The 25,739-nt window shown below is 61.3% G+C and carries 19 protein-coding genes, 1 tRNA gene and 1 pseudogene; 14 read left to right on the forward strand and 7 right to left on the reverse strand.

All coding sequences use genetic code 11. The features are described from left to right. Positions 1-10 precede the first annotated feature (10 nt). The 3 genes from thiL (at position 11) to OWC48_RS41195 (ending at position 4,149) form a co-directional block, all read left to right on the forward strand. Complete coding sequence (gene thiL / locus OWC48_RS41185) at positions 11-1,012, forward strand: thiamine-phosphate kinase (protein WP_282525128.1); 1,002 nt, start codon at positions 11-13, stop codon at positions 1,010-1,012. 124 nt (positions 1,013-1,136) lie between these two features. After that, positions 1,137-1,745, forward strand: a complete 609-nt coding sequence (locus OWC48_RS41190; RefSeq protein ID WP_282525129.1) for a hypothetical protein — start codon at positions 1,137-1,139, stop codon at positions 1,743-1,745. A 283-nt stretch (positions 1,746-2,028) separates the two neighbouring features. Beyond that, entirely contained in the window at positions 2,029-4,149 is a 2,121-nt protein-coding gene (locus OWC48_RS41195) for a sodium-translocating pyrophosphatase (protein ID WP_282525130.1), read from the forward strand. 257 nt (positions 4,150-4,406) lie between these two features. On the opposite strand, the gene OWC48_RS41200 is transcribed toward OWC48_RS41195, so the two are convergent. Further along, complete coding sequence (locus OWC48_RS41200) at positions 4,407-5,420, reverse strand: tripartite tricarboxylate transporter substrate binding protein (RefSeq protein ID WP_282525131.1); 1,014 nt, start codon at positions 5,418-5,420, stop codon at positions 4,407-4,409. 117 nt (positions 5,421-5,537) lie between these two features. Next, the gene (locus OWC48_RS41205) at positions 5,538-6,023 is read right to left on the reverse strand and encodes an outer membrane protein assembly factor BamE (protein ID WP_063982860.1); all 486 of its coding nucleotides are present in this window, start codon (positions 6,021-6,023) and stop codon (positions 5,538-5,540) included. Between the two features lie 98 nt (positions 6,024-6,121). Here OWC48_RS41205 and OWC48_RS41210 point away from each other — a divergent pair, with 98 nt between their 5' ends. The 8 genes from OWC48_RS41210 to OWC48_RS41245 all read left to right on the forward strand — a co-directional run bounded on the left by OWC48_RS41210 (position 6,122) and on the right by OWC48_RS41245 (position 11,714). Continuing rightward, positions 6,122-6,685 carry a ubiquinol-cytochrome C chaperone family protein gene (locus OWC48_RS41210; protein WP_282525132.1) on the forward strand — a complete coding sequence of 188 codons (564 nt, stop codon included), beginning with the start codon at positions 6,122-6,124 and terminating at the stop codon, positions 6,683-6,685. After that, positions 6,682-7,251, forward strand: coding sequence for a DUF177 domain-containing protein (locus OWC48_RS41215; protein WP_282525133.1), 570 nt, complete (start codon positions 6,682-6,684; stop codon positions 7,249-7,251). The genes OWC48_RS41210 and OWC48_RS41215 overlap by 4 nt, the downstream gene beginning before the upstream one ends. A 297-nt stretch (positions 7,252-7,548) precedes the next feature. Beyond that, a complete protein-coding gene (gene plsX, locus OWC48_RS41220; RefSeq protein WP_282525134.1) occupies positions 7,549-8,610 on the forward strand; it encodes a phosphate acyltransferase PlsX in 1,062 nt (353 codons plus the stop codon). Beyond that, a complete protein-coding gene (locus tag OWC48_RS41225; protein ID WP_282525135.1) occupies positions 8,607-9,587 on the forward strand; it encodes a beta-ketoacyl-ACP synthase III in 981 nt (326 codons plus the stop codon). The genes plsX and OWC48_RS41225 overlap by 4 nt, the downstream gene beginning before the upstream one ends. A gap of 132 nt (positions 9,588-9,719) precedes the next feature. Next, positions 9,720-10,061: an integration host factor subunit alpha gene (locus OWC48_RS41230; RefSeq protein WP_028152484.1), complete on the forward strand. Its 342-nt coding sequence runs from the start codon at positions 9,720-9,722 to the stop codon at positions 10,059-10,061. A 24-nt stretch (positions 10,062-10,085) separates the two neighbouring features. After that, positions 10,086-10,670, forward strand: coding sequence for a MerR family transcriptional regulator (locus tag OWC48_RS41235; RefSeq protein ID WP_282525136.1), 585 nt, complete (start codon positions 10,086-10,088; stop codon positions 10,668-10,670). Between the two features lie 110 nt (positions 10,671-10,780). Then, positions 10,781-10,858: transfer RNA gene (locus OWC48_RS41240), tRNA-Pro, on the forward strand. Positions 10,859-11,285: 427 nt separating this feature from the next. Continuing rightward, complete coding sequence (locus tag OWC48_RS41245) at positions 11,286-11,714, forward strand: type II toxin-antitoxin system PemK/MazF family toxin (RefSeq protein WP_282525137.1); 429 nt, start codon at positions 11,286-11,288, stop codon at positions 11,712-11,714. A 477-nt stretch (positions 11,715-12,191) separates the two neighbouring features. Here OWC48_RS41245 and OWC48_RS41250 read toward each other — a convergent pair whose 3' ends face one another. Further along, the gene (locus OWC48_RS41250; RefSeq protein ID WP_282525138.1) at positions 12,192-13,763 is read right to left on the reverse strand and encodes a winged helix-turn-helix domain-containing tetratricopeptide repeat protein; all 1,572 of its coding nucleotides are present in this window, start codon (positions 13,761-13,763) and stop codon (positions 12,192-12,194) included. A gap of 173 nt (positions 13,764-13,936) precedes the next feature. Here OWC48_RS41250 and OWC48_RS41255 point away from each other — a divergent pair, with 173 nt between their 5' ends. Both OWC48_RS41255 and OWC48_RS41260 read left to right on the forward strand, forming a co-directional pair. Next, entirely contained in the window at positions 13,937-14,917 is a 981-nt protein-coding gene (locus OWC48_RS41255) for a tripartite tricarboxylate transporter substrate binding protein (RefSeq protein ID WP_282525139.1), read from the forward strand. A 689-nt stretch (positions 14,918-15,606) separates the two neighbouring features. After that, a complete protein-coding gene (locus OWC48_RS41260; RefSeq protein ID WP_282525140.1) occupies positions 15,607-15,900 on the forward strand; it encodes a hypothetical protein in 294 nt (97 codons plus the stop codon). 169 nt (positions 15,901-16,069) lie between these two features. Here the strand turns inward: OWC48_RS41260 and OWC48_RS41265 are convergent, their stop codons facing one another. Together OWC48_RS41265 and OWC48_RS41270 are read right to left on the reverse strand one after the other, a co-directional pair. Further along, positions 16,070-17,485, reverse strand: coding sequence for a DUF1214 domain-containing protein (locus OWC48_RS41265; RefSeq protein ID WP_282525141.1), 1,416 nt, complete (start codon positions 17,483-17,485; stop codon positions 16,070-16,072). Positions 17,486-18,482: 997 nt separating this feature from the next. Then, complete coding sequence (locus OWC48_RS41270; RefSeq protein ID WP_282525142.1) at positions 18,483-19,181, reverse strand: tetratricopeptide repeat protein; 699 nt, start codon at positions 19,179-19,181, stop codon at positions 18,483-18,485. Between the two features lie 348 nt (positions 19,182-19,529). On the opposite strand from OWC48_RS41270, the gene OWC48_RS41275 reads away from it, so the two are divergent. Next, positions 19,530-20,543 (forward strand): transporter, encoded by a 1,014-nt coding sequence (locus OWC48_RS41275; RefSeq protein WP_306664713.1) that lies wholly within the window; start codon positions 19,530-19,532, stop codon positions 20,541-20,543. Between the two features lie 387 nt (positions 20,544-20,930). Here OWC48_RS41275 and OWC48_RS41280 read toward each other — a convergent pair whose 3' ends face one another. Further along, positions 20,931-23,036 (reverse strand): alkyl/aryl-sulfatase, encoded by a 2,106-nt coding sequence (locus OWC48_RS41280; RefSeq protein ID WP_282525144.1) that lies wholly within the window; start codon positions 23,034-23,036, stop codon positions 20,931-20,933. 887 nt (positions 23,037-23,923) lie between these two features. Then, positions 23,924-25,033 (reverse strand): annotated as a pseudogene (locus OWC48_RS41285) (TAXI family TRAP transporter solute-binding subunit); the annotation flags it as partial. Positions 25,034-25,739 lie beyond the last annotated feature (706 nt).

Genomic DNA, 25,739 nt, shown 5'->3' on the forward strand with positions numbered 1-25,739 from the left:
GTCTGCTATCGTGACGCAGAACGACGATCAGGGCTCCGCCGAAGACTCCCTCATCGCGCGCTATTTCAAGCCGCTGGCGACTGACCCCGGCGCGTTCGGGCTGGTCGACGATGCCGCGGTCCTGTCCTCGTCCGGCGACGACATCGTCGTCACCACCGACGCCGTCGTCGAGGGCGTGCATTATCTGACCACTGATCCACCGGGCACCATCGCCCGCAAGGCACTGCGGGTGAACCTGTCGGATCTCGCCGCCAAAGGCGCGGTGCCCGCCGGCTTCGTGCTGACGCTGGCGCTGCGCAGCAAGGAGGATGCCTGGCTCAGGCCGTTCGCCGATGCGCTCGGCGAGGACAGCAGGACTTTCGCGTGCCCGCTGCTTGGCGGCGACACGGTGTCGACGCCGGGGCCGCAGATGATCTCGATCACCGCCTTCGGCCGCGTGCCGAAGGGACGGATGGTCGGCCGTACCGGCGCGCGGCCGGGCGACAGCATCCTGGTGACGGGAACGATCGGAGACGCCGCGCTCGGCCTCGACGTGCTCACAGGCGGCGCCGCGGCCGGGGCGCTCGCGTCCGAACCGCAGGCGAAGGAGATGCTGGTCTCGCGCTATCGCGTGCCGCAGCCGCGCAATGTGCTGGCGCAGGCCGTGAGGGACCACGCGACGGCCGCGATGGATGTCTCCGACGGCCTGGCCGGCGATCTGACGAAACTCTGTGCGGCATCCGGCGTCTCGGCCACGGTTGACGTCGCGAACGTGCCGCTCTCGGCTGCTGCGGCTGGCCTGATCGCGGGCAACGTCGTTTGCGTTGAGACGCTGCTCGCCGGGGGCGACGATTACGAGGTGCTGTGCACCGTGCCGCCGGGGCAAAGCGATGCGCTGATTGCCGCGGGGCAGGCGGCGGGTGTGGCTGTCACGGCGATCGGTACGATCGTCGCGGGCCATGAGCGGCCGCGCTTTTTGGACGGGCGAGGCCAGGAATTGGCCTTGAGGCGCCTGTCTTACAGCCACTTCTGAATTCAAATCCGCCCGAACCCCGATCTGTCCCGGCCTTTCCCGGTCGCCGGTTGGCGCAACCCTGGCGACAGCAAGCGGCTGTATCAGCGCCATAGCCACCAAAGCAGCCAATGGACGTGATTCGATGACGGCGGCCGTTTCGAGTTTGAGCGAGGCGCGAACTGTTCCCTTGAGGGAGTGCGGAAGCTGCACGCTCTGTTGCAAGGTCTACAACGTGGTCGAGCTCGGCAAGGCCGCTGGCAAATGGTGCTCGCATTGCAAGCCCGGCCGGGGTTGCACGATCCACGACAATCTGCCGGACGAGTGCGCCGCGTTCAATTGTCTCTGGAAAACCATGCCGTCGATGTCCATGCAATGGAAGCCGGATCAGTCGAAGATGGTGCTCACCTTGCATCCCGGGACTAACAACATTCATGTCGTGGTCGATCCCGGCCTGCCATCGGCCTGGACCCGGGAGCCTTATCACGGCCAGTTGCGCGGGTTGTCGAAGGCCAACATGGCGAAAGGCCATCTTGTCGTGGTGTTGGTCAATGAGCAGGGGACGCTCATCCTGCCCGACCAGGATGTGCCGCTCGGCATCCTCAAGCCCGAGCAGGCCGTTTCGGTGACGCTGGAGGCTGGCCCCAATGGCGGCGTCTACGACGTCAAGATCTTCAACCGGCGTACAACAGCCGACGGGCAGACCTTGGAACTGGCGGCAGCGTCTCGCCATCCCGTGAGGTCGGCCGCATAGGCGTGGCCGCGGCCAAGCCTCGCCGGTTTCGGAGAGGCGCCTCGCGGAGTTGCGTCAAGCCGTCGGTCAAACGCACCAGAATTGGCCTAAATACCTGCCGAGATCGGCTTTTTCGACCTTATCCGGCGTTGCACCCTCAATTTGATTTTGGCAAGCTTGTGACCGACCAGGGCCACACCTTCGTGCGAGGGGCGGCCCTGTTCAACATAAGGGCGCCCACCGCATGACGGAAAAACAAAAGGCGCCGGGGGTACGTACATCAAGGATCTGAGGCAAAAATCACATGACAGCATTATGGTTGATAGTGCTCTGCGGAGTGCTTTCTATCGTCTACGCGATCTGGGCGACGTCTTCGGTGTTGAGTGCGGATGCGGGGTCACCGCGCATGCAGGAAATTGCAGGCGCAGTCGCTGAAGGCGCACAGGCATATCTGCGGCGCCAGTATACGACGATCGGTATCGTCGGCATCGTCATCTTCGTCCTGCTCGTCTATTTCCTTGGTCTCTACGTCGGCATCGGCTTCTTGATCGGCGCCATCCTGTCGGGGGCGGCCGGCTTCATCGGCATGAACGTCTCGGTTCGCGCCAATGTGCGCACCGCCCAGGCAGCGACCACGTCGCTTGCCGGCGGCCTCGAGCTCGCCTTCAAGGCAGGCGCCATCACGGGCATGCTGGTGGCGGGTCTCGCGCTGCTCGGCGTGACCCTCTATTTCGGCTTCCTGGTGCACTCGCTGAAACTCGCGCCCGATAGCCGTCTCGTGGTCGACGCCCTGGTGGCGCTCGGCTTCGGTGCCTCGCTGATCTCGATCTTCGCCCGTCTCGGCGGCGGCATCTTCACCAAGGGTGCGGACGTCGGCGGCGACCTCGTCGGCAAGGTCGAGGCCGGCATCCCCGAGGACGATCCGCGCAACCCGGCCACCATTGCCGACAACGTTGGTGACAACGTGGGCGACTGCGCCGGCATGGCTGCCGACCTGTTCGAGACCTATGCGGTGACTGCGGTCGCCACCATGGTGCTCGCGGCGATCTTCTTCGCCAAGACGCCGATCCTCATGAACATGATGACGCTGCCGCTCGCCATCGGCGGCATCTGCATCATCACCTCGATCATCGGCACCTTCTTCGTGAAGCTCGGGCCGAGCCAGTCGATCATGGGCGCGCTCTACAAGGGCCTGATCGCAACCGGCATCCTGTCGCTGATCGGAATCGCTGGCGTGATCTACTATCTGATCGGCTTCGGCAAGCTCGACGGCGTCGACTACACCGGCATGTCGCTGTTCCAATGCGGCATCGTCGGCCTCGTCGTCACCGCGCTGATCATCTGGATCACCGAATACTACACCGGCACCGACTATCGGCCGGTGAAGTCGATCGCCCAGGCGTCGGTGACCGGTCACGGCACCAACGTGATCCAGGGTCTCGCCGTCTCGATGGAAGCGACCGCGCTGCCCGCGATCGTCATCATCGCCGGCATCCTGGTCACCTACAGCCTGGCCGGCCTGTTCGGCATCGCGATCGCGACGGCCACCATGCTGGCGCTGGCCGGCATGGTCGTCGCGCTCGACGCCTTCGGCCCGGTCACCGACAACGCCGGCGGCATCGCCGAGATGGCGGGCCTGCCGAAGGAGGTGCGCAAATCGACCGACGCGCTCGATGCGGTCGGCAACACCACCAAGGCGGTGACGAAGGGCTACGCGATCGGTTCCGCCGGTCTCGGTGCCCTCGTGCTGTTCGCGGCCTACAACCAGGACCTCAAGTTCTTCGTTGCGGACTCCGCGCACCATCCGTACTTCGCCGGCGTCAATCCGGACTTCTCGCTCAACAACCCCTACGTGGTTGTCGGCCTGCTGTTCGGCGGCCTCTTGCCGTATCTGTTCGGCGCGATGGGCATGACTGCGGTCGGGCGCGCGGCAAGCGCGATCGTCGAGGAGGTGCGCCGGCAGTTCCGCGAAAAGCCGGGCATCATGCAGGGCACCGACAAGCCGGATTACGGCAAGGCGGTCGACCTGCTGACCAAGGCGGCGATCAAGGAGATGATCATCCCCTCGCTGCTGCCGGTGCTGTCGCCGATCTTCGTCTACTTCGTCATCTATGCGATCGCGGGTGGCGGCCCGGCCGGCAAGTCGGCTGCGTTCTCCGCGGTGGGCGCGATGTTGCTCGGCGTGATCGTGACGGGCCTGTTCGTCGCGATCTCCATGACCTCGGGCGGCGGCGCCTGGGACAACGCCAAGAAGTACATCGAGGACGGTCACTTCGGCGGCAAGGGCAGTGATGCCCACAAGTCGGCCGTCACCGGCGACACCGTCGGCGATCCCTACAAGGATACGGCGGGACCGGCGGTGAACCCGATGATCAAGATCACGAACATCGTGGCCTTGCTGCTGCTGGCGATCCTCGCGCACTGAACGGCGTAAGCGACACACGACAAAACCCCGCGGCGCGAGCCGCGGGGTTTTTGTTTGACGGGCTGGAGGCTCTCACCACGTCATTGCGAGGGTAGCCACACCCAAGCTGTCATCGCCCGAGAAGGCGGGCGATCCAGTATTCCAGAGACAGCACCGTTATGCGGAGAAGCCGCGGCGTACTGGATTCCCCGCCTTCGCGGGGAACGACAGCAGTGCGTGCAGCCGCTACCCCCCGCGCCAACGTCTCACGCGAACGCCTACTGCACGTCCATCTGCAGGCCTTCCTTCTGGATGATGCCGGCGAACTTCTTCGTCTCGGCATCCACGAAGTCGGCGAACTGCTGCGGCGAGCCGTAATCGGCGCGGGCGCCCATGGCGGAGATGTTTTTCTTGATGTCGTCGCGCTCCAGCATCGCCTTGACCTGAAGATTGAGCGCTTCCAGCACGGTGGGCTGCACACCCTTCGGCAGGAACACCGAGAACCACGACGACACGTCGAAATTGGCCAGCTCCGGCGCGCTCTCGCGCATGGTCGGCAGGTTCGGCGCGAGGTCGCTGCGGTCGGTCGTGGTGACGCAGAGGCCGGTGAGGGTGCCGTTCTGCACCTGCGGCAGGCTCGGATAGAGATTGTCGAACAGGATCTGGATGTCGCCGGCCAGCGCGGCCTGGAGCGCGGGGCCCGCGCCACGGAACGGGATATGCGTCATCTTCAGTCCGGTGAGCTGGAGGAACCAGGCGCCGGTGAGGTGAGGGCTTTGGCCGACGCCGGACGAGGCGTAGCTGAGCTTGTCCGGGTTGGTCTTCAGATACGCGATCAGCTCGGCGACCGACTTGATGCCGGTCTTCGGATGCGCCGAGACGATGTTCGGGATCCGGATCATGTTGGAGACCGGCTGGAGCTGGTCCGGCTTGTAGGTGAGATTCTTGAAGATGCTGTAGGCGATCGCGTTCGGCCCGGGGTTGCCGATCAGGATGGTCTGGCCGTCAGGCTTGGCGCGGACGGCCTCGGCCGTGCCGATCGTACCGCCGCCGCCGGAGCGGTTCTCCACGACCGCCGACTGGCCCCAGGCGGTTTGCAGATGCGCGGCCAGGAGCCGGCCCATGACGTCGGTCGAGCCGCCGGCCGCAGCCGGCACGATGATGCGGACGTTTTCGGTGGATTTCCAGTCCGCCAGACTCGATCGCGGCAGGATCGCTGCGGCCGAGAGGCCGGCAGCACCGGCGAGCACGCGACGGCGGGACAACAAAGTCCTTTGAAGTTTCTTGGGCACGAATCCACTCCCTGCTTCTTGTTTTGCAGGGAGCGTATGGAACCGGGCGGGCAACGGCAAGTCGCACGCGACGGCAAGTGCCGCGCGGAGGGCAGCACGAGGCCGCAGGCTGAAGACTCAGTTAAAGCTGAGCAGCTTGAACAGTGGCGTGAGGTAGTTCATCTCCTGACCCGACGTCGCCGTGGTCCGGCTGATGAAGTCGAAGATTTTGCCGTCCTGAAGGCCGTAATTCGCCAGCCGGCGCACGCGCCGGTTCTTGTCGAAATAGACCGCGATGACGCGCTGGTCGACCACCCTCTGGTTCATGAAGGCGACCATCCGCTCCGAGCGCTGTGAGATGTAGTAAAACACCTCACCGTCGAGGGTTGCGACCGTGGAGGGCGTGCCCATCACGATCAGCACCTGGTCCTGGCTTGCGCCGATCGGAATTTGCTCCAGCGCGCCGGGTGGCAGGATGTAACCCTTCTGGAATTGCTCGCCGGTGCAGCCGGCAAGGGCGGCGCCGACCAGGGCGACGGCCGCGAGCATGCGCAAACCGCGCCAGCGTGCATGAAGGCCGCGCGGCTTGTTGGCGCGCAGGCTGGTCTGGTTCGTTATCGTCATAGTGGAACTGATTCCGTCCCCTTGCGTCGCGCGAGGCGCTGAAGTACCGGGCGGAGACTGCAATTGCAACACGCACACGCCCGCTTGCGGAACCCACAATGGTTTGGCCGTTCAATCACTTCAGGAAACCCCGGCAAGCCCCGCGCGGCACCATTGAAGCCATCTATGGCATGATCGTGACGCAGGCGCGAGAACCCATATTTTACCGCGACTTGGGCGTGCCCGATACGGTTAACGGGCGTTTCGACCTGCTGCTGCTGCATCTCTGGCTGCTGCTGCGACGCCTGCGCACGGTCCAGAGCGCCAGCCAAGGCGCCACGGAGCTGTCACAGGCGCTGTTCGACCGCTTCTGCGAGGACATGGACGACAATCTTCGCGAGATGGGGATAGGCGACCAGACCGTGCCGAAGCGGATGCGGGCCTTCGGCGAGGCGTTTTACGGCCGCGTCCAGGCCTATGACCAGGCCATCGATGGTGGCGGCGAGGCGCTGGCGGCCGCCATCTGCAAGAATATCCTGAATGGGACCGGTATGGACCAGGCACGGCAGCTCGCGGCCTACGCCCGGGCCACCGAGGCCGATCTCGGCCGGACAGACGAGGCCACGTTGCTGTGCGCCTCCTTCAAGTATCCCCCAGCGCTCACTGAGGACATCACGCGATGAGCCGACCGAACGCCGAATCCAGACCCGATCCCTGGCGGTCTCCCGTCATCGTCGCGCAGATCCCCGACACCGGCCTGCACCGCAAGCTCGAGGCATCGGTCGCCGAGCGGCAGGCCATCGCCGAGGTCGGCGGCTTGCGGGAGGTGCTCTCCGCCCAGGCTGCTTTCGACGTCGTGCCCAAGAGCGGCGGCCGGATCCAGGTAACGGGGCACGTCCGCGCCCGGATCGGCCAGATCTGCGTCGTCACCCTCGATCCGATCGAGAGCGAGATCGAGGAGGACGTCGATCTGGTGTTCGCCCCCGAAGCCGAGGTTCGGAAGATGGCCGACCTGATCGAGGAGGGGCAGGACGACGCGGAGCCGCCGGAAGTGATCGATCCGCCGGAGGCGATCGTCAATGGAATCATCGACCTTGGCCGGATCGCGACCGACGCGCTGTTCCTGGCGGTCGATCCCTATCCGCGCAAGCCGGGTGTCGTGTTCGAGGCCGAGGTCACCGCGCTTGACCCCGAGGACCATCCGTTCGCGGCGCTGAAGGCGCTCCAGGACAAGAAGAAAGGCAAATAGCTGGGCATTCCCGGGGAGGATGGCTTCGCGAGGTGCGTAAGCCGCCTGTCCGAATGGTTTGACAGGTGCCCATATCTGTTTGATTTTAATATGCTTATTGTGAATTTTCGCCGCCGCCCGCGGATCGCCCCGAATGCAAAAGGCTGGGGGCAAGAGGTTGTTTCGGGATAACAAAACGCTATTGTCGCGCCCCGGTCCGGGCGCGGCGTGGCGCTAGGCCGGTCGCCAGGTCCATGGCGAATTCATTTGCGGCCCCGCTCGTTCAAGACCGCACCAGACCAGGTTTCCAGGACTTTTATGCCAAGCAAGGTTCGCATCGCGCTTGACGCCATGGGGGGCGACGTCGGCGCCGCCGTGGTCATTCCAGGCGCCGCCATCTCGCTTCACAGGCATCGCGAGATCGAATTCCTGCTGGTCGGGGACCGCGCCAAGATCGAGCCCGAGCTCGAGAAGCATCCCGCCCTCAAGGCCGCTTCGAAGATCATCCATACCGACGTCGCCGTCAGCATGCATGACAAGCCGAGCCAGGCGCTGCGGCGCGGCCGCAAGACCTCCTCGATGTGGCTCGCCATCGACGCGGTGAAGAAGGGCGAGGCGGATGTCGTGATCTCCGCCGGGAATACCGGCGCGCTGATGGCGATGTCGCGCTTCCACCTGCGCACGCTGCCGGGCATCGACCGCCCGGCGATTGCCGGGGTATGGCCGACCAAGCGCGGCGAATCGGTCGTGCTCGACCTCGGTGCCACCATCGGCGGCGACGCACACCATCTGGTCTCGCTTGCCGTCATGGGCGCCGCGATGGCGAGCGTGCTGTTCAACAAGCCCCGGCCCACGGTCGGCCTGCTCAATATCGGGACCGAGGAGATCAAGGGGCACGAGGAGATCCGCGAGGCCGGGGACAGGCTGCGTGCGGTGAACCTGCCGGAACTCGATTATCTCGGCTTTGTCGAGGGCGACGGCATCGGCAAGGGGCTGGCCGACGTCATCGTCACCGAAGGCTTCAGCGGCAATATCGCCCTCAAGGCCGCCGAGGGAACCGCACGGCAGATGGCGGAATTACTTCGCAATGAAATGCAGCGGAGCTGGCTGTCCAAGCTCGGCTATCTTCTGGCGCGCAGCGCCTTCCAGGCCCTGCGCGACAAGATGGATCCCAACAAGTCCAATGGCGGCGTGTTCCTTGGATTGAAGGGGATCGTGGTCAAGAGCCATGGCGGAATCAGCGCCGAAGGCTTTGCCTATGCGATCGATGTTGGCTATGAGATGGCTCACTACGATCTCCTGAACAAGATCAATCAGATGCTCAACCGCGAGGGTGGTGCACTTAGTTCCGTGCAGACCGCGCCGGAGGATGTTTCGTGACTCAAATTCGTTCGGTCGTGCTGGGCTGCGGCTCTTATCTGCCGGAGCAGGTGGTGACCAACGCCCAGCTGGCGGCCCGCATCGACACGTCCGACGAGTGGATCGTGCAGCGCACCGGCATTCGCGAGCGGCATATCGCGGCCGAGGGCGAGTTCACCTCGCATCTGGCGATCAAGGCGGCGCAGGCTGCGCTCAGCGACGCCGGCGTGGACGCGCAGTCGATCGAGCTGATCGTGCTGGCGACCTCGACGCCTGACAACACCTTCCCCGCAACCGCGGTCGCGGTGCAGCACGCGCTCGGCATCAACCATGGCGCGGCGTTCGATCTCCAGGCGGTGTGCTCGGGCTTCGTGTTCGCGCTCGCCACCGCCGACAATTTCCTGCGCACCGGCGCCTTCAAGCGCGCGCTGGTGATCGGCGCCGAGACCTTCTCGCGCATCCTCGACTGGAACGATCGCGGTACCTGCGTGCTGTTCGGCGACGGTGCCGGCGCGGTGGTGCTGGAGGCACAGGAGCAGCCGGGCAATGCCGCGACCGACCGCGGCGTCGTGACCACTCACCTGCGCTCCGACGGCCGCCACAAGGCAAAGCTGTTCGTCGACGGCGGTCCGTCCTCGACCCAGACCGTCGGCCATCTGCGCATGGAGGGCCGCGAGGTCTTCAAGCACGCGGTCGGCATGATCACCGACGTGATCGTCGACGCCTTCGAGACCACCGGGCTCAATGCCGACAGCATCGACTGGTTCGTGCCGCATCAGGCCAACAAGCGAATCATCGACGCCTCCGCCCACAAGCTGCACATCGCGCCGGAGAAGGTGGTGCTGACGGTGGACCGCCACGGCAACACCTCGGCGGCCTCGATCCCGCTGGCGCTGTCGGTGGCGCGCAAGGACGGCCGCATCAAGCGCGGCGACATGGTTTTGCTGGAGGCGATGGGCGGCGGGTTCACCTGGGGCTCCGCGCTGGTGCGCTGGTAGAGCCAATCGATAGAATTTTGCCGGAATTAGCCGCGATTATCGATGCGCCTGCATTGATGAGCGCTGTTGACCGGCGTATCGTAACCTCATAATTTCAGACAACAATTGTTCGCCGTGATGTGGGGCAGGGCGATGACCGACCAAAGCAAAACCGTAACGCGTGTTGATCTCTGCGAGGCCGTCTACCAGAAGGTGGGCCTGTCGCGCACGGAATCGTCTGCGTTCGTGGAACTCGTCCTGAAGGAGATCACCGACTGCCTCGAGAAGGGCGAGACGGTGAAATTGTCCTCTTTCGGCTCCTTCATGGTCCGCAAGAAGGGTCAGCGTATCGGCCGTAACCCGAAGACCGGCACCGAGGTGCCGATCTCGCCGCGCCGCGTCATGGTGTTCAAGCCGTCGGCGATCCTGAAGCAGCGGATCAACACCCAGCATCGCGGCAATGGCGACGCCAGCAAGGCTCAACCCGAGGCGTAACCGCCTGCTCGAAGGATTTGGCATTTGGACAAGGCGCCGGATGCGTTCCGAACCATCAGCGAAGTAGCGCAGGAACTCGACATTCCGCAGCACGTGCTGCGGTTCTGGGAGACCCGATTCTCCCAGATCAAGCCGATGAAGCGCAGCGGCGGCCGCCGCTACTACCGCCCCGACGACGTCGACCTGCTCAAGGGCATCCGCCGCCTGCTCTACGGGGAGGGCTACACCATCCGCGGGGTGCAGCGCATCCTCAAGGAGCACGGCGTCAAGTCGGTGCAGGGCCTCGCCGACGGCGCGGCCGCGGTCTCGTTCGGGGCCATCGAGGATGCCATCGGCGCGAGCCTGATGGAGCCCGACGACGACGACGAGGCGCCCATCAAGGGCGTCACGGATGCTGATGAAGACGACTACCAGGGCGATGAGGAGGAAGGCATCGACTTCCGTTTCACGGAGGTCGACGACGAGGACATCCTCACCACCTTCCGCAAGGGCGGCACCCCCGCCGCACCTGCCGGGCCCAGCGCGCTGGACCGGGAGCGGCTCGGACGGGTGCTCGCCGACCTCGTCGCGTGCCGGGAGATGCTGGATCAGGCGCTGAAGGACGGCTAGGGCGCTTTTCGCGAGCTTTGCCGGCAGTTCCGGGAGCTATGGGCGCGAGCGCCAAAATGCTGCGACCTCGCCTTGCGCAAAGCGGCGATCCTAGCTAATGGAACGACGTTCGGAGCGTGGCGCAGCCCGGTTAGCGCACTAGTCTGGGAGACTAGGGGTCGGAGGTTCAAATCCTCTCGCTCCGACCAATACTTAGCCGGATTTCAGGGCGTCCGGATTTCTCCAAGGGTAACGGATAGGGTAACAGCTTTGGTATGGGCACCCTAAAATCATGAAGTGGGTGGTGTTGGCATTCTCCGCGCTGGCGCTCGGAATTTGGGCGGCCGCCACGATAGCCGACTCATACCCTCGAACTGAAACAGTCACTCAAATCCCGAACGACCCGGTCGAGGATCCTGCGTGCCTCATGCCCTGTGCGCCTACCGACCCACTAATTAAGCTGTCCGACGAAGACAGAATCGGCCGCCGGCCAAAAAAACCGGTAGGTATGAATCAATAGCAACTGCGCGCTTATCAACTGGTCCGCGGCATGCGGGGATAACCGTCGGCAACTTGTGGGCGGATGAGCCGGAAGTTCTAGTGTAGGTCTTCCGATTCGCGAGCATTTGCCCCCACATGCCTTTGAAATTTCATCCCGAGCCCGGAACGCTCTTGATCTGCGACTATTCCACGGGCTTTCGAATTCCCGAAATGGTCAAGAAGCGACCTGTGGTGACGATTTCGCCGCGGCTGAAGCGCCGGGACGGCCTTATTACCATCGTACCGCTCAGCACGAGCGCGCCATCACCAGTGTGTGATCATCACTGCAAGATCACTGTGAAACCTGCGCTTCCGTCGCCCTTTGATTCTGAGGAAGCGTGGGTGAAGGCTGACATGTTGGCCACGGTGGGCTTTGAGCGGTTGGATCTGATCCGGACCGGCCGGGATCCGTTCGGGAAACGTAAGTATCTGACCCGACAACTGGAACCCGAAGTAATGCAAACCGTTTACCAATGCGTGTTACACGCCATCGGGTTGGGCCACTTGACTTGGCCTGAGAAGTGACCAATTCATAGGGCGTTCCTGCGCTGCCCTTCGGGGCATCAGGCTTTCAAGACCTCGCGAGAGGCAGCCGCGTAAACCGAGCGATGCCAAGCTCACCTACGCGGTTCTGAAATAAAAAGCCCCGCTCGGGAAACCGGGTGGGGCTTGGCACTTCTGACCAGTTCTAAATCTGCAACTCACTGACGATCGTCTCCGGTCCCTGCGTCGCCATCCATAGCGTTATGGCGACCGACAGCACCAGGTCGTCGTGAACGCCGACGCGTGCCGCATATGTCGTGCGGCCGGCCTCCGAAATCTTTCGCTTGAAATCCTTCAGTTCGTCCTTGAGCGCCGCGGCATCGTTCGCGGCGGCCGCGATGCGCAGTTCTACCCCACCAAGCGGACCTCAATGAAAGGTTTCGCTGATGGGCCACAAGCAGTCATTCGCGGGAGTCGGTCCTTTTGACCTATCCAGAAAAGAGAATGCCCGCTCTCCGATCACCTTTCCCGTAGCCCTGCCTTTCGCATGCCTTCGGCAATCCGCGTACGCTGCGCGAGACAGGTTGGATTGTCGGTTGGCGAACTGGCGTGGAAGTGGGCGAGAGTGAAATTGGGGTCGAGAGTGAGCCCCGCCTGCACCGAAGCCCGCGCTTCCTCGACCCGCCCGAGATGAGCCAACGCGGCGGCGAGATAGAAATGAACGAATGGGGCGACATTCCTGATGGTCTCGAGGGATCGCTTGAACCAGTGGACAGCGGCTTCATCGGCCGCGAGATATGACTGCGCGACGCCCGCCGTATTCATCCAAGTGAACGCCCTGTTGTCACGGGGGGAAAGCCGAAATGCTTCCATGATGTAGGCTTCAGTTTCCTCGGCTCGACCGAGATAACATTTGCCAAGTCCAATCCACGCGTAAGCGGTGGCTAGATTTCGATCCAGATCCAATGCGCGTTCACATTCGGCGATGCCCTGAGCGGCGCGTTTGGTAAAAATTTGGACCACGCCAAGAAGGCAATGCGCTAAGGCGTGCTTTGGCGTGTGGGCAAGCACCTTGGCCAAAGACGTTTCGGCCGCCTTGAGGCGTGCGGCCCGGTCGCCACTCAACATCGATGTCCCCTGCATGGCGTCGACGAATGCCGTGCCAACGATTGCTTCAACGTTGCCGGCGTCCAGGCAGAGGGCCTGTTCGAAAAGCTTGCGCGCCTGCGACAGGTTTGCGGGATCCGATCCTCGGTGCACGCTCGCCATGCCCTGGAAATACAGGTCCATCGAGTCCGGATGGGGCGCCCGCGCCGCGCGCCGAGCCTCCGCCGTGACCAGCTCCGTTCCCAGCTGATTGGCAAGGCGAGCGCCAATCTCATCCTGCATGTCGAACAGATCGGCGATCGGCATGTCGAATCGTTCAGCCCATAGATGGTTGCTCGTTTCGGCATTGATGAGCTGAACGTTGATGCGAATGCGGCTTCCACCACGCTGCACGGAGCCCTCAAGAACATAGCGAACTCCGAGCTCCCGCCCGACTTGCTTCAGATCGACATGCCTTCCCTTGTAGGTAAAGGCAGTGTTGCGGCCGATCACGAACATCCCAACCATGCGCGACAAATCCGTCGTCAGGCTCTCGGTCACGCCATCGGCGAAATATTCCTGCTCCGGATCGGGGCTCAGATTGGTGAACGGAAGAACGACCAGCGAGGGCTTATCAGGAACGGCAAAGCCCGGTTTCGGCGAGCCGCCCGCGACCGTTGCGTCCGCCGACCCAGCCGTTTCGCGCACCGTGCCGATGAAACGGACACCCTTACGCGGAAAGGTCCTGATGAGGCGTTGTTCATCTCCGGAATCGCCAATCGCCTTGCGCGCAGCATTTATGCGGGTGGTCAGGGCCACATCCGAAACGACGCGGCCTTGCCAAATGGCCCTTCTGAGATCGTCCTTGCTGACGACGCGTTCCCGGTTGCCGATCAGGTAGTCGAGCAGGTCGAACACCTGCGGCGCGATCGCGATTACATCCGTCCCGCGACGCAGCTCGCGTCGGGCAGTATCAAATGAAAAATCTTCAAAAAAATAGCGCAAGCCACTCCTCCGCGCGGCGGTCGATCTCCAGGGGCCTATGACACTGCCAGACTAGAAGAATAAACCGTCGGTAAGGAAAAAGTAAGCCGGGGATCAAGCGTGTCCATCCTTGCCGTGGTACATCCAAAGGTGGCTCGCTCGGACAAATTGAGATGAGGTCAGGGAGACAGGTGATGATCACGCGTCGTGATTTGTTGACCGTGTCGGCGGCCGGTGTCGCGTTCTCTGTCGCGGGTCTCGTGCAGCGGGCCGTCGCACAACCGCTCGCAAGAACCGCGCATATACTGACGGGCTTCACGCCAGGGCTGCAGGACGCCCTGGCAAGGCTCATTGCCGGCCAGATGAACGGCTATGCGGAGACTATCGTGGTCGAGACTCGGCCGGGTGCAGCCGGTCGTGTCGCGGTGGAGGCGGTGAAGACCGCTGACGCCGACGGATCGGCGATGCTGTTCGCGCCGCTTGGATTCATGATGCTCTTTCCGCACGTCTACAAGACGCTCAGATACGCGCCGCGGGATTTCACCCCGGTGTCGACCGTCGCCTCAACTCCGACCTTGCTGACCGTAGGTCCGAAGGTGCCGGGTGACGTAAGGAACCTTGCCGACTTCGTCTCGTGGTGCCGTGCCAACCCAAGGCACGCCACCTACGGCACAGCGGGTGCCGGGACCACGCTGTATTTCCTCGGTGCGATGTTGGGGCGTACCGCGGGCTTTGAGTTTCTTCACGTTCCCTATCAAGGCAATGGTTCGATTCAGGATCTACTCAAAGGCGAAATCGCGTCAACCGTTATGCCAATCGGCAGCTCCCTGGGCCTCGTCCGATCCGAAGATCTACGTGCGCTGGCGACCACCGGACCGCGCCGCAGCCCGTTTCTTCCCGGTGTGCCGACGGTGGCGGAAGCAGGATATCCGTCGCTTGAGGACCTCACATGGTATGGGTTTTTCGTTCCGGCGAAGACGCCAGCGAATATCGTCGAAAAGCTCAATGTTGCAATCCAAACGGCCCTACGTTCCGACGAAGTAAAGTCCGGCATGGCAGGACTGGCAGTTGAGCCTGACGCGATTGCGATGAGTGACTTTGCCCGGCTGATCGTATCGGAATTCGACCGATGGAAAGCCATCGTACAAGCAACCGGATTCGTCCCGACGGATTGAAGGTCTGGGAACGCTCCCACGCGGCGATGTCCTGGCATTTCCGGATCCGGTGCGCCGGCGGACCGGGCGAAGTCCTGCCTAATGCCAAGCGAGAGAATACATGAGCCGATCAGAGACGATCCATAATTTAGTGCAGTCTCATCGTGTCACAGGTGATCTATGCCGCCGCAAAAGGCTATCGGACGATGCAAAATCGACGGCTGAAATCGCCCGCTGACGACAGCGCTCTGCGCAGGCTGCTCATTGCACTGACAACGATTAGAGTGTGCACTCGGACCGGCCGTGACACGTATGCCATGACCAATCTCTGACGATGTCCAGGCTGCCCCGGCATTGCCGCCCTCTTGGTGGAGCATTCAATCCTGTTGATTTCCAGCAACGACTCCTTTGGGTTACATGCAGACGTCGCGGCGATCTTTGTCCTGGTCCGCTCGCGTCCCGCAAGCCGACATCAGGAGTAGAGAGCAGAGAGGCAGCTAAGGGCCAATAGGTGAGACACTCAGGGAGCGGCGGACAGAGGCGGCCTTGCCGTCGCTCAGAAAGCTGGCATGATGGTCCCTGAACTCAGGCGGGTTGTATGCCACGTCAGCGGTTGAATAAGAGTTTGCTTTCGCGTGCTGCACTACGGGCGTTGGAGGCGGTCGAAACGGCCAAGTGCGACGCGCGTTGGGCAGGAGCGGAGTATTGACGTGCCGACTGTGGGCAGCAAGGCTTTACATAGCCTGCGCCGCGCCGGCTTGATCAAGAACGGCGCCATATCTGACGGCAAGTACATCGTCGATCTGACAGCGTCGGGGAAGAAAGAGCTGAATTTGGCCCGCAGTGATCGGCTCTGTTCGCCGCCACAACGCATAGGTAACGCAAGCCGGTGCATCACGGGTCGTGAAGGCCATCTCAAATCGTTAAAATCAAAGTTAGCAAACCGTGAGACGACTCCCCGCGCGAATGTCAAGCATTCTCCTGAATTGCCCTGCGACGAATGACGGCTATGGCGCTGCACGCGGCCGACGTCCGGTCTACGATCAACTGCGGACGTAGCACCTCGCTGGAGCTTTGGTCGGCTCAGGGCCACAAGCGGTCCTCACCTCCGACGCGCGGCAGGCTGGCCTCAGGCCAAGCGACGACCCCAAGCCAACGCTGCCAGAGGTGTGGCTATTGGACTTTACGCACCTGAGGAAGCTGGAAGGTGCCGTTCAGAATTTGTTCGCTGGGCTGATACATACGCAGAATGACGTAGAAATTGCCCTTGGGGGACGGAAGCCAATTTGTAGCCTCGTCGCCCTGTGGCGGTTCTGCCTGGATCGGAATGGTGATCGAACCGTCGGCGGCATGCTTCAATCCCTTTGTGTCAGTGCCGACTTTGTAACGACCGATGGAATTTGGAACCAGCATTTTGTCGCCGTCATCATACATGGTCAGCGACCAGAACGCGCCGACCGGCGGATCGCGATCAAGCTTGACGACATAGCGATTTGCGCCATTCAGCGCGTTGCCGTCGGCATCGGTTGAGCGAAGCGGATACATGGCCTCCCGCTCGCCGTTGCCACCAAGATAGTCCCCGGCGACCACTGCTCGCAGAGGATAGTTAAATCCAAAGCTGTCCATACCCGTGGCCCATGTCCAGCCGTTGCGATTCAACGTGGTGCTCGCGAGCGATGAGACGACCACTGCGGGCGCGTCTTCCAAGCCACGCAGCAAACCCTTGCGGGTTGGCTCGGGAAGCTTTGACGGATCAAAGCCGTTCTCGGTCAGGCCGATGCGGGCGAACTGTCCGAAGAGAGCCTCATCAGCCGGTTTGACCTTGTTGTCTTTGAGCGCGAACGCGAGATGTTTAAAGAAACCCAGATCGTCACCAGCGATAGCGGGCAGTGGAGGCAGTGGCTTCTCACCATTCTGTGCGTTACTGCCTCCAAGGGGTTCCAGCGTGAACTGCTTCTGTAGCGCCAGCACAGGCTCTGTCGGCTCACCTTGGGCAATGCGCAGACGGCCCCACAGCCAGACCTTGTCGGTAGCGACATCGAGCCGTTTGACGTCGGGTGGAAGCTGGCCGTTCCAACCCGGCGGCACGATTGCATAGCGGGCTGCCTTGGTGCCGGTGGTGCGACGGCCGATGTAATGTTCCAGCTCTTGCCACATGTTGAAGACGTTAACGACGTAGTATCGGTCGTTCGTATCCGGGACCGAAAGAATGTAAGGCCGGTCGAGCTTGACGACAGCGCTCATGTAGTATGTGTCGTTGTTAGCCGTCGGCATATCCTTCGCCTCGGGCGTCGCGAGCTGCGAAGCCCAGCCAATCTGATTAAGCGGGGCACGATAGCTGGTGGACGGCTTCGGGTTCGGGACATCGATATACTGGCGCGCTACCCGTTCCATGCGGACCAGCGGATAACCCCAGGAATAGGCGGATATGGCGAGTTGGTATCCATCGGCCTCTAAGCCCTTCGCGACGACCTCGGGTGTCGTTGCGGTCTTCAGCAGTTGGTCGGGAAACGCTTCTTCGGCAGATAGCGACGGAGCGAGGGAGGCCGCCGCAATAGCGAGGACGCACGAGAGCGAGAGATTTTTCACTAGCTTCTCCTCCTGACGGGGCGGTCTGTGTTCTAGCTGGGATTCAGAAAGTGGCAGCGCCGGGAACGGCTATGCTTCTGCAAGCCCCCTATGCGAATTTTGTTCCGCGCTTGAGTTCCCGCGCTCGCGTGTGGCGCGCTGCGGAGGGGTAAGTGGATCAAGGTCCAATTACGCCGCTCGCTGCAGACTTCTTGCATGCGCGCACGCTCTATTGGAGAATCGATTGCGCGGGCGCTTCGATTGGTTCGAAATCTCAATCAGTTCTCGTGTGGGCGGCGCTCGTCGTCATCGTCCTTTTGCGGGAAGGAATTTGAAACCGCCTTCTTGGAATGGAAGTACTGTCTCCGATTTCCGCTTAGGGTGGGTCAAAATGCGAAGAACTCAGGGTGAGCAAATCTAGTCCGCTATGCCCGAATAACCGGACCTCCATCAGACTGGGCGTTACTTCGCTGATGGGCCATCAACGGAAATGAACGCACTCATTCGATCACCTCGTCGGCTGTGGCGAGGAGTGTTTTTTCGCGGTCGTGTCGTGCTTGGTGGTGTAGGTGCGTTCGGCGGCGGCAACGGCCTCGCCCGCATTAGCGCTTTCACCTGCCGCCAGCGCCTGTGGGAATCATGGGCCCATAGTAGGCGCCCCAGTGGCCCCACACATCGCGGCTCCCGTACCCACTGAAATTGCTGTTCGGATTGCCATATTTCGGATGCGAGACGACTGACGGCGTAGCATCGCTATGCATGGGATGGGTCCTGACGTTTGACTTGTAACGAACTGCGTGGGCAAATGCACAGGTGCTGGAGAGCGCGAACGCAGAGGCTAGTGCCATTGCCGCAAGCTTCATGGTTGTCTCCTTTGTTGTCTAGATAAGAGACAACCGCACCATCACCAGTAAAACTTTTGTCAGCTGTCGATGTGGCCGAGGGTGCCATAGCGCTTCAAAGCCGAGCTGACCGCGCGGCATTCGGTTGCAAATTGGGGGACGGGCTGCAGACTACTTTAGTGAGGAGTTGGCTGCGTAGCTGGCTTCCAGGCCCGTGCGAGCTTCTGCGCTTCGTTTATCTGAGCCGGGGTCATCCTCCGTTCGGCCATTTCTAGAGTCTTAGCCGCTCTTTGCTCACCCTGCGCCGCCGCTAAACTGAACCACATGTGGGCACGGACATAGTCCTGCGCCACGCCTCGGCCTTCGGCATACATGACCCCAAGAAAGAGCTTGGCGACGGGATGGCCTTGCTCGGCAGCCCTCCGAAACCAGATCATCGCCTCACTATAGTCCTGCGGTACGCCTTTGCCGTTTGCGTATTGGTTCCCGAGTAGAAACTCGGCAATGGCGTCGCCTTGGTCCGCAGCCTTCCGAAACCACGCTACTGCTTCGGTATCGTCCTGCGTCACGCCTCGGCCGTAGAGATACACGGTCCCGAGGTTGGATTGGGCGGGGGCGTAGCCTTGCTCTGCAGCTTTCCGAAACCATAATGCTGCGGCAGAATCGTCCTGCTGTACGCCCTGGCCGGTCGCATACATTAACCCGAGATTGAACTGGGCAACGGCGTTGCCATCATTGGCCAGTGGACGAATAAGCCGCAGGGCCTTTTGGTAGTCGCCTCTGCTATGCGCCTCGACCGCATCCTCGAACGGGCCAGCGGTCACGGGCGCAGCAAGGTACAGCACTAGAACGATGGCGGTGAGCGTGTGCTTCATAGTCGGCAACTTCGCTCTCATTGGCCACTATGATAACGGAACCGGCGCCAGGAAAGATCATCCCCGGCGATATGCCTGCTAAAGCGCCTGTGGCTCTTTGGTCGCAGTATTCATCTTTTCTCTGGCAAATTCAATCCTGGCCGAATTCGCATAGCGAGTCCGCCATCTCCAGGCGTAAGATTTCTTACACGCTGAAGTTTATTGGAAGGCGACGCATTTGCCGCCAATTTGCTAGCTACGGGGCACAATATGACAGCGAGCATTGCACTGACCGCGAAAAGCAGGCGGCTTATCTCAGCACGTCGACGCAGATTTGGCATTGCTGCAATTGTTTTGGCGCCCGCGATCATGTTTTTTTCCCATAGTGCGATGGCCGATGAAGGCGGTGTCAGCTTCTGGGTCCCCGGTTTCTTTGGAAGCCTCGCAGCCGCTCCCCAGCAACCGGGTTGGTCACTGGCTAACGTCTATTATCATACCTCATTGTCAGCAGGTGGCGACGTTGCGCGCGCGCGTGAATTCACGCTCAACAGGGTTCCCGCCAACGTTACGGTAAACGCAAATCTGAATTTGCGTCTCAACGCCACTGGCGATCTTGGCTTTGTGATCCCGAGCTATGTATTCGCGACGCCGGTACTCGGCGGCCAGGCGGCGGTGTCTCTCGTGTCAGCCTATGGTGTCGTAAGCACTACTCTGGCAGGCCAGTTGGCGGGGAGCATAACAGGACCGGGCGGCGGTAGCCTCCCATTCATGCGATCTGATAGCCTCAACAGTACGACCTGGGGCTTTGGTGATTTGATTCCACAATTCTCTCTGCGTTGGAACGCGGGCGTCCACAACTACATGACCTACATCACCGGCGATATACCGGTCGGCGCTTACGACTCCAACCGCCTGTCGAATGTAGGTATCGGGCACGGCGCAATCGACGCAGGCGGTGGCTACACTTATTTTAATCCGGCGACCGGCCATGAGTTCTCAGGTGTGCTTGGCTTTACCTATAATTTGAAAAATACAGCAACACAGTATCAGAATGGCGTCGACCTGCACTTCGATTGGGGTGCATCGCAATTCCTGACCAAGCAGGTTCAGGTGGGTCTGGTGGGCTATGCCTACAAAGAAATCGGCTGCGACAGCGGCACAGGCGACCGCGTCGGATGCTTCCAATCGCAGGTGTTCGGCATCGGGCCACAGTTCGGTTACGTGTTTCCGCTCAGTCAAGACCTCCAAGGTTACATCAACGTCAAAGGTTACGGAGAATTTGGTAACTCGGCTCGCCCGGCTGGCTGGAATACCTGGCTGACATTTGTCATCTCACCCGCGGCGGCGCCTCCGCCAACGCCGAGGCGGATGATTACTAAATAGCAGCGGAGCGAACCGTCGCTAGCTCGATGTCCGAATTGGGTCAAACGCGGCGTTTGAGGCAAGGGGGCGCCGCGTCAGGTTCGCCGCCGATAGCCGACTTCCGAATTGGCTCGGCGTCGTTCAGCTAAGGGCCGATAGTGTTGCAAAAGTCGAAAGTTGCACGCTCCAACTTTTTGGCGAAAACCTCAAGCGCAAAGAGGTCGATGATGCGCATAGCCTCAGTCGCGCTACCGAAGTCCCCCATGAATTTTACGCAAGGCGACGAGGTCCCTCGGATCATTATACGAAGAACGCGCCAGCGGCCCTTAGAATTTTAGACATCTCCTGCAAAACGACTTTTGCAACACAATCGGCCAGAAGCAGCTCTTCCAGCGCCTACCCCAGCGTTCAGTCAGATTCGACGAGATCGCGAACCTCAAAGGGCTTCGGCGCGGGTGTTGCCGCCTTTGCGGCGGTGCCCGGCAAAACCTCAAAGTCCGGCGTGAACCGAACAAGGATGGAGCGAAGGCGATCGAATCCACTCCGATCGCCCTCGAATCGAGCCTTGCCGGACGCGAGCAAATCATCGAATGACGCGTGCCCCATCATCACCTGATTGAGATCGGCGCGATTCACGGTCACCGTCAAGTCCGGGTTCTTCGCCGAGAAGCCCTTGATATTGGTGAGCGTCGCATTGCTGAGTTCGACTCCGTATTGCTCGCCGTTGTCCGGCGTCACAAGATTGAAGGTGAATCGCATCCCCTCTGCCTTCTTCGGATCCATGCTAATGCCAATGAAGTCGAGCCATTGCTCAGTCGACATCGCTCGCACAACATCCGGGCCGGTGCTTTTCGGCGGGACGCCTCCCGGCAGGCCGTTGCGCAATTCGAACGCACCCTGGAGGAAGCTGTTGCGTACGCTTGTGCTCTCCGCCCGGTAGCCAAGCTGCTCGTAGGCATCGGCGAGCAGCCGTCGCGCCGGCTGGTTCTGCGGTTCGGCGAAGATCAGCTTGTTCAGTATCTCGGTGGCGAGCAGGTACTTGCCTTGCCCCATCAGTTCTTCACCCTTGGCGACGATCTTCGCCGAGCCTCCCATCATCTCCACATAGAGCGGCGCGGAATCCTTCGGCGACAGGGGAATCAGGTTAACCGGATTGCCGTCGTAGTGACCCAGGAAGCGGTTGATCACCGCACGCGCGTTATTCTGCACGTCGCCGTGGTAACTGCGAGCAGGCCACTGATCGCGCAGGCTCTTCGGTACCTCGTACACGTTTTGGATCTCGTTGATCGTCACGCCCTGGTTGGCATAGTGGAGCACCTGGTTATTCAGGTTCGCGTAGGTATCGCGTTGCGCGCGGAGCACCTCCTGAATGCGCGCATTGCCCCAGCGCGGCCAGCTGTGCGACGCAAACATCACTTCGGCCTCCTGCCCGAACCTGTACAGCGCCTCGTTGATCTCCTTCGACCAGTTCAGCGCGTTGCGAACCTGTGCGCCACGCAGCGTGTAGATGTTGTGGATCGTGCCGGTAACAATTTCCGAGGTCCAGAGCGCCTTGAACTGCGGGAAGTAGGTGTTCATCTCGACTGGCGCCTCCGTGTCAGGCGCGTTTTGGAAGACCATGTTCACGCCGTCGAGGGTGATCTCCTCGATCTCCTTCTTGACCAGCCGGTTCGGCGCGATCAGGCCCGTAGTGCCGTTGGCCACATTCTTGCCGATTGCCTGGTCGACATGGCCGAACGGGCTGCGCTGCAGCAATACCGCGTACTGCCATTGCGAGCGGCGCGACATCGCGTTGCCGGCGAACACGTTCTCGGCGATTGCCTCCTGCAAGAAACCGTCTGGCGCGATAACCATCACCTTGCCGCTGGCGACATCGGCTTCGTCGGCGACGCCGCGCACCCCACCAAAGTGGTCGACGTGCGAGTGCGAGTATACGACCCCGACGACTGGGCGCTTGCCGAGCTTTTCATTGATGAACTCCAACGCCGCGCGCGCGGTCTCCTGCGCAGTCAGCGGATCAAAGACGATCCAGCCCGTATCGCCCTTGATGAAGCTGATATTGGCAAGGTCATAGCCGCGCACCTGGTAAACACGGTCGGGGACAACCTCATACAGGCCGTAAGCCATGTTCAGGATGGCCTGCCGCTGCAGGGAGGGATGGATGCTCTCGAAGTCCTTGCCGGTTAGTAGCCAGCCGTAGCTCGCCATGTCCCACGCGACATGAGCGGCATCAGCCATGATCCTCTTGTATGGAGGCTCGGCGATGAAACCTCGTTTCGCCTCGTCGAAATCGCGCTTGTCGGCAAACGGAAGCTCGGCCTTCTGGCCGTTGCGCAGCTCGATCGTGAACTTCGATGGCGGCTTTCCGAGCGGGTCGAAGTGCGCGGCCACACTCGCTCCGCCGTCCGAGGGAAGCAATGCAGGGCCCGGGGTTTGGCATTGCGCGCCAACGCCAACTGACAGCAAACCGGCAAACACGATCGGCCCGCGCAGCCATTGAACAATTCTTGTCATTTGGACCCCACTGATGCTGAAACGGTGGCGACTACTTCTCAGACGTGCATTCAGCAATGGTGCGGGTTCAGCGACGTGCCGATGCCCTTTCGGCTTCCGCAGCATAGTCCATGACCCCCTCCGTAGCTCCTGAGGAAGCGTGCAGCCGATGCTATTCGGTCTCTGTTGACCTATATCAAACGTCCGCGAGTTTTAGCTCCCGTAAGTAGATCCTCGCACGTCATCTTTGGGTCAAAAGCTGGCCTAGGAAGCTCGCTTGACCAAGATCGGCTCATCTCCTGGAAGCGGACGTGTTGACGCACTAAGGGGCAGGTCAGCAACGGGTCAGGTCAGCAGCCGACCTTCCTAAGTCGCCTGAAAGGATGGAGTTGACCTTAGATGGCCGGCAACGTCACGACGCTCCATCTGGCTTTCTTGCTGACTAACGTGGCGAGCCTGTAATCAAGAGTTAACGAAAGTTCGATCTAGCTCAGTTGGGCAGCGCTGCGGTGCGGCGTGTCTTGGAGGGGCGCGACACGACGCCCGCCGACGAACAGCGCGAGATCAGAGGGCTTCCATTATCTGAGGACAGGCTGTGTCGGAGCGAAGCCACGAAGCGGACCATGGGAAGTTGAGAGTCCGTGATTGGCGCCGGGGGGCGAAGTGGCGCCGTCGAATGGGTTCCGCCAGACCTCCTCGCTTGCGGGCTTGCAGAAATCCGGATGGGTGCATTCGCCCACCGAGCCTTGCCCCGTCAAGCTACCGAGTGCCCGCCTCACAGGGTGCGATCGGCGGCGCACATGGCGTGGAGGTGTAGCTTGCATTGCGGAGTGGGAGGTAGAGTCGCGGTCTCGAACCTTCTTGGTGTCCACCTGGTAGTTCATCCGTGCCTGCGCGTTTCTCCCTTGTTCCCAGGTCTGAAATTGCCGGAATAGTGCTTCCTTATCGGCCTCCGACTGGATATTAGCGTCGGCTGGGTTCTCTTGCAAAAATGCCTCAAAGCGTTCTCGCTTTACCGGTTCGAGGCCGTGTTGGTCGAGCCACTGCTGCGCGAGCGGCAGGCGGTTCCAGCCGGCGAGTGGTGCCGTCAGGGAGACCTCCTTCCACTTGGGATGAAAGGGCGGGTTCTGCAAAGCGGCGAATTTCTCGAAGAAGGCGTCAACGAACAGGGCGAGCTTGCGACGACGTTCAGTGTTGGGTGCCCAATTGTACGCAGCAAGCACCGCTGGCACCGCGATCGTTTCCACCGTCTCCCCCTCGGGAATCAGGTTCGGATAGTCTTTCGAGGTCAACGTCGCCGGCAGATAATCGCTCTGCAGGGGCTTCGAATAGTCGACCGCGGCAAGATGAAAGCGGCCATCGTTCTTGAAGGTAGTGACAGACAGGTACGGCTTGCCGCCTACCACGATGACGGCGTCGAGCTCGCCCTTCTTTAACTTTTCCATTGCGATCCGCTGCTCGATATAGAGGAAGTTCGCTTTGATTCCGAGCCGCTCGAAAACTGTCAGTGCAGTCACAAACGTGCCGCCATTGGGCAGGTCGACGCTCACCGTCTTACCTTCGAGATCGCGCAGAGTCTTGATCATCTTCGGTGCGACGACCTGCATCTCCTCATTGTAAAGCTTGGTCACGTAGGTGAACTGCTTCTTGATGTTGTTGGCGAAGCCCTTCTTCTCGAGATAGTCGAGCGTGTCGGCGCGCACGATGCCGAGATCGACGCCTTTAAGAAAAAGGATGTCGGCAACGCTTTGCACCGAACCTCGACCGGTGATCGGCAGGACGCGCAGCTTACCGTCGTCGTCGAGCACGGAAGCCAAGTCTGCACCGAACTGCACGTAGGTGCCGCCGATCGTACCAGTAAGCAGTGTGACCGTGTTGGCGTTCAACGCCTTCTTGGTCGCTATCGAGCCGAATTGGAAGACTGCCTTGAGGCTGTCGCTGACCTTGGTCGGGTCATACTCGGTCTGTCCGGCATCGGCCGCAAATCCGGAAGCCATCAAGATCATCGCGGCTAACATTCCAAGGGGCTGACGCACAACATCCTCCCGGCATGCGGAACCTGCCACGCAGACACAAATTATCGAATCGTTGAATCGTTCCCACGACGCTCAGTGGAACAGTGGGCCCGACCGCCGCACTGCCCTTTCTTCGGCCGTGTGGTTGGTTGCGCATGTGCAGCCGCAGGTGAGGGGTCTCACTCCTTGTCCTCGGTCCAACTGCGCTCGCCGCACTGGCACTCGCACATGCGTACGGCGAGGCCGCGCAATGGGTCCATCATCTTGTGAGCCAGTCGGGGTTGCGCACCGCACTTGCACCGCTGCTCTTCCCGGGTCTTCAGACCTGAAAATTTGTCGCTACTGAAAAAGTTCATGGGGATCACCCGCCGGAGGCGACTGAGGAAGTGCGAAAGTGCACAATTGTTCCGATGGGATGTTTGGACACCGCTATGACAACGAGTTGCGCCTGTTTGCTGATCGGGAATACATGGCAATGCGCGCTCTGATTCGGCTGCGCCGACGGCCTCAGCATCCGGTGCCAGTCCCCGGCGATGCGCGAGGCCGTTTTCGTTGTTGGAGCTGCGGTCCCAAAAGTAAAAGCGCCGCCCGCTTAAATTGAAAGCGCAGGCGGCGGTCTTCCAGCCCCGCGAGGGAGATTGTAAAATCCCGATACCAATCTGTCTGAGCGCGCCAAGCCAAGGTTCAATGCGCCCCCACGCCACCTTAC

The organism is Bradyrhizobium sp. Arg816 (assembly GCF_029989365.1).
Taxonomy (GTDB): Bacteria; Pseudomonadota; Alphaproteobacteria; order Rhizobiales; family Xanthobacteraceae; genus Bradyrhizobium.

Bases quoted from the DNA above. Each gene is read 5' to 3' on its own strand.
- plsX (WP_282525134.1), top strand. From the start codon at position 7,549: ATGCCAAGCAAGGTTCGCATCGCGCTTGACGCCATGGGGGGCGACGTC.
- OWC48_RS41195 (WP_282525130.1), top strand. From the start codon at position 2,029: ATGACAGCATTATGGTTGATAGTGCTCTGCGGAGTGCTTTCTATCGTC.
- OWC48_RS41210 (WP_282525132.1), top strand. From the start codon at position 6,122: ATGGTTTGGCCGTTCAATCACTTCAGGAAACCCCGGCAAGCCCCGCGC.
- OWC48_RS41230 (WP_028152484.1), top strand. From the start codon at position 9,720: ATGACCGACCAAAGCAAAACCGTAACGCGTGTTGATCTCTGCGAGGCC.
- OWC48_RS41275 (WP_306664713.1), top strand. From the start codon at position 19,530: ATGTTTTTTTCCCATAGTGCGATGGCCGATGAAGGCGGTGTCAGCTTC.
- OWC48_RS41205 (WP_063982860.1), bottom strand. From the start codon at position 6,023: ATGACGATAACGAACCAGACCAGCCTGCGCGCCAACAAGCCGCGCGGC.
- OWC48_RS41215 (WP_282525133.1), top strand. From the start codon at position 6,682: ATGAGCCGACCGAACGCCGAATCCAGACCCGATCCCTGGCGGTCTCCC.
- OWC48_RS41255 (WP_282525139.1), top strand. From the start codon at position 13,937: ATGATCACGCGTCGTGATTTGTTGACCGTGTCGGCGGCCGGTGTCGCG.
- OWC48_RS41245 (WP_282525137.1), top strand. From the start codon at position 11,286: ATGCCTTTGAAATTTCATCCCGAGCCCGGAACGCTCTTGATCTGCGAC.
- OWC48_RS41190 (WP_282525129.1), top strand. From the start codon at position 1,137: ATGACGGCGGCCGTTTCGAGTTTGAGCGAGGCGCGAACTGTTCCCTTG.
- OWC48_RS41270 (WP_282525142.1), bottom strand. From the start codon at position 19,181: ATGAAGCACACGCTCACCGCCATCGTTCTAGTGCTGTACCTTGCTGCG.
- OWC48_RS41280 (WP_282525144.1), bottom strand. From the start codon at position 23,036: ATGACAAGAATTGTTCAATGGCTGCGCGGGCCGATCGTGTTTGCCGGT.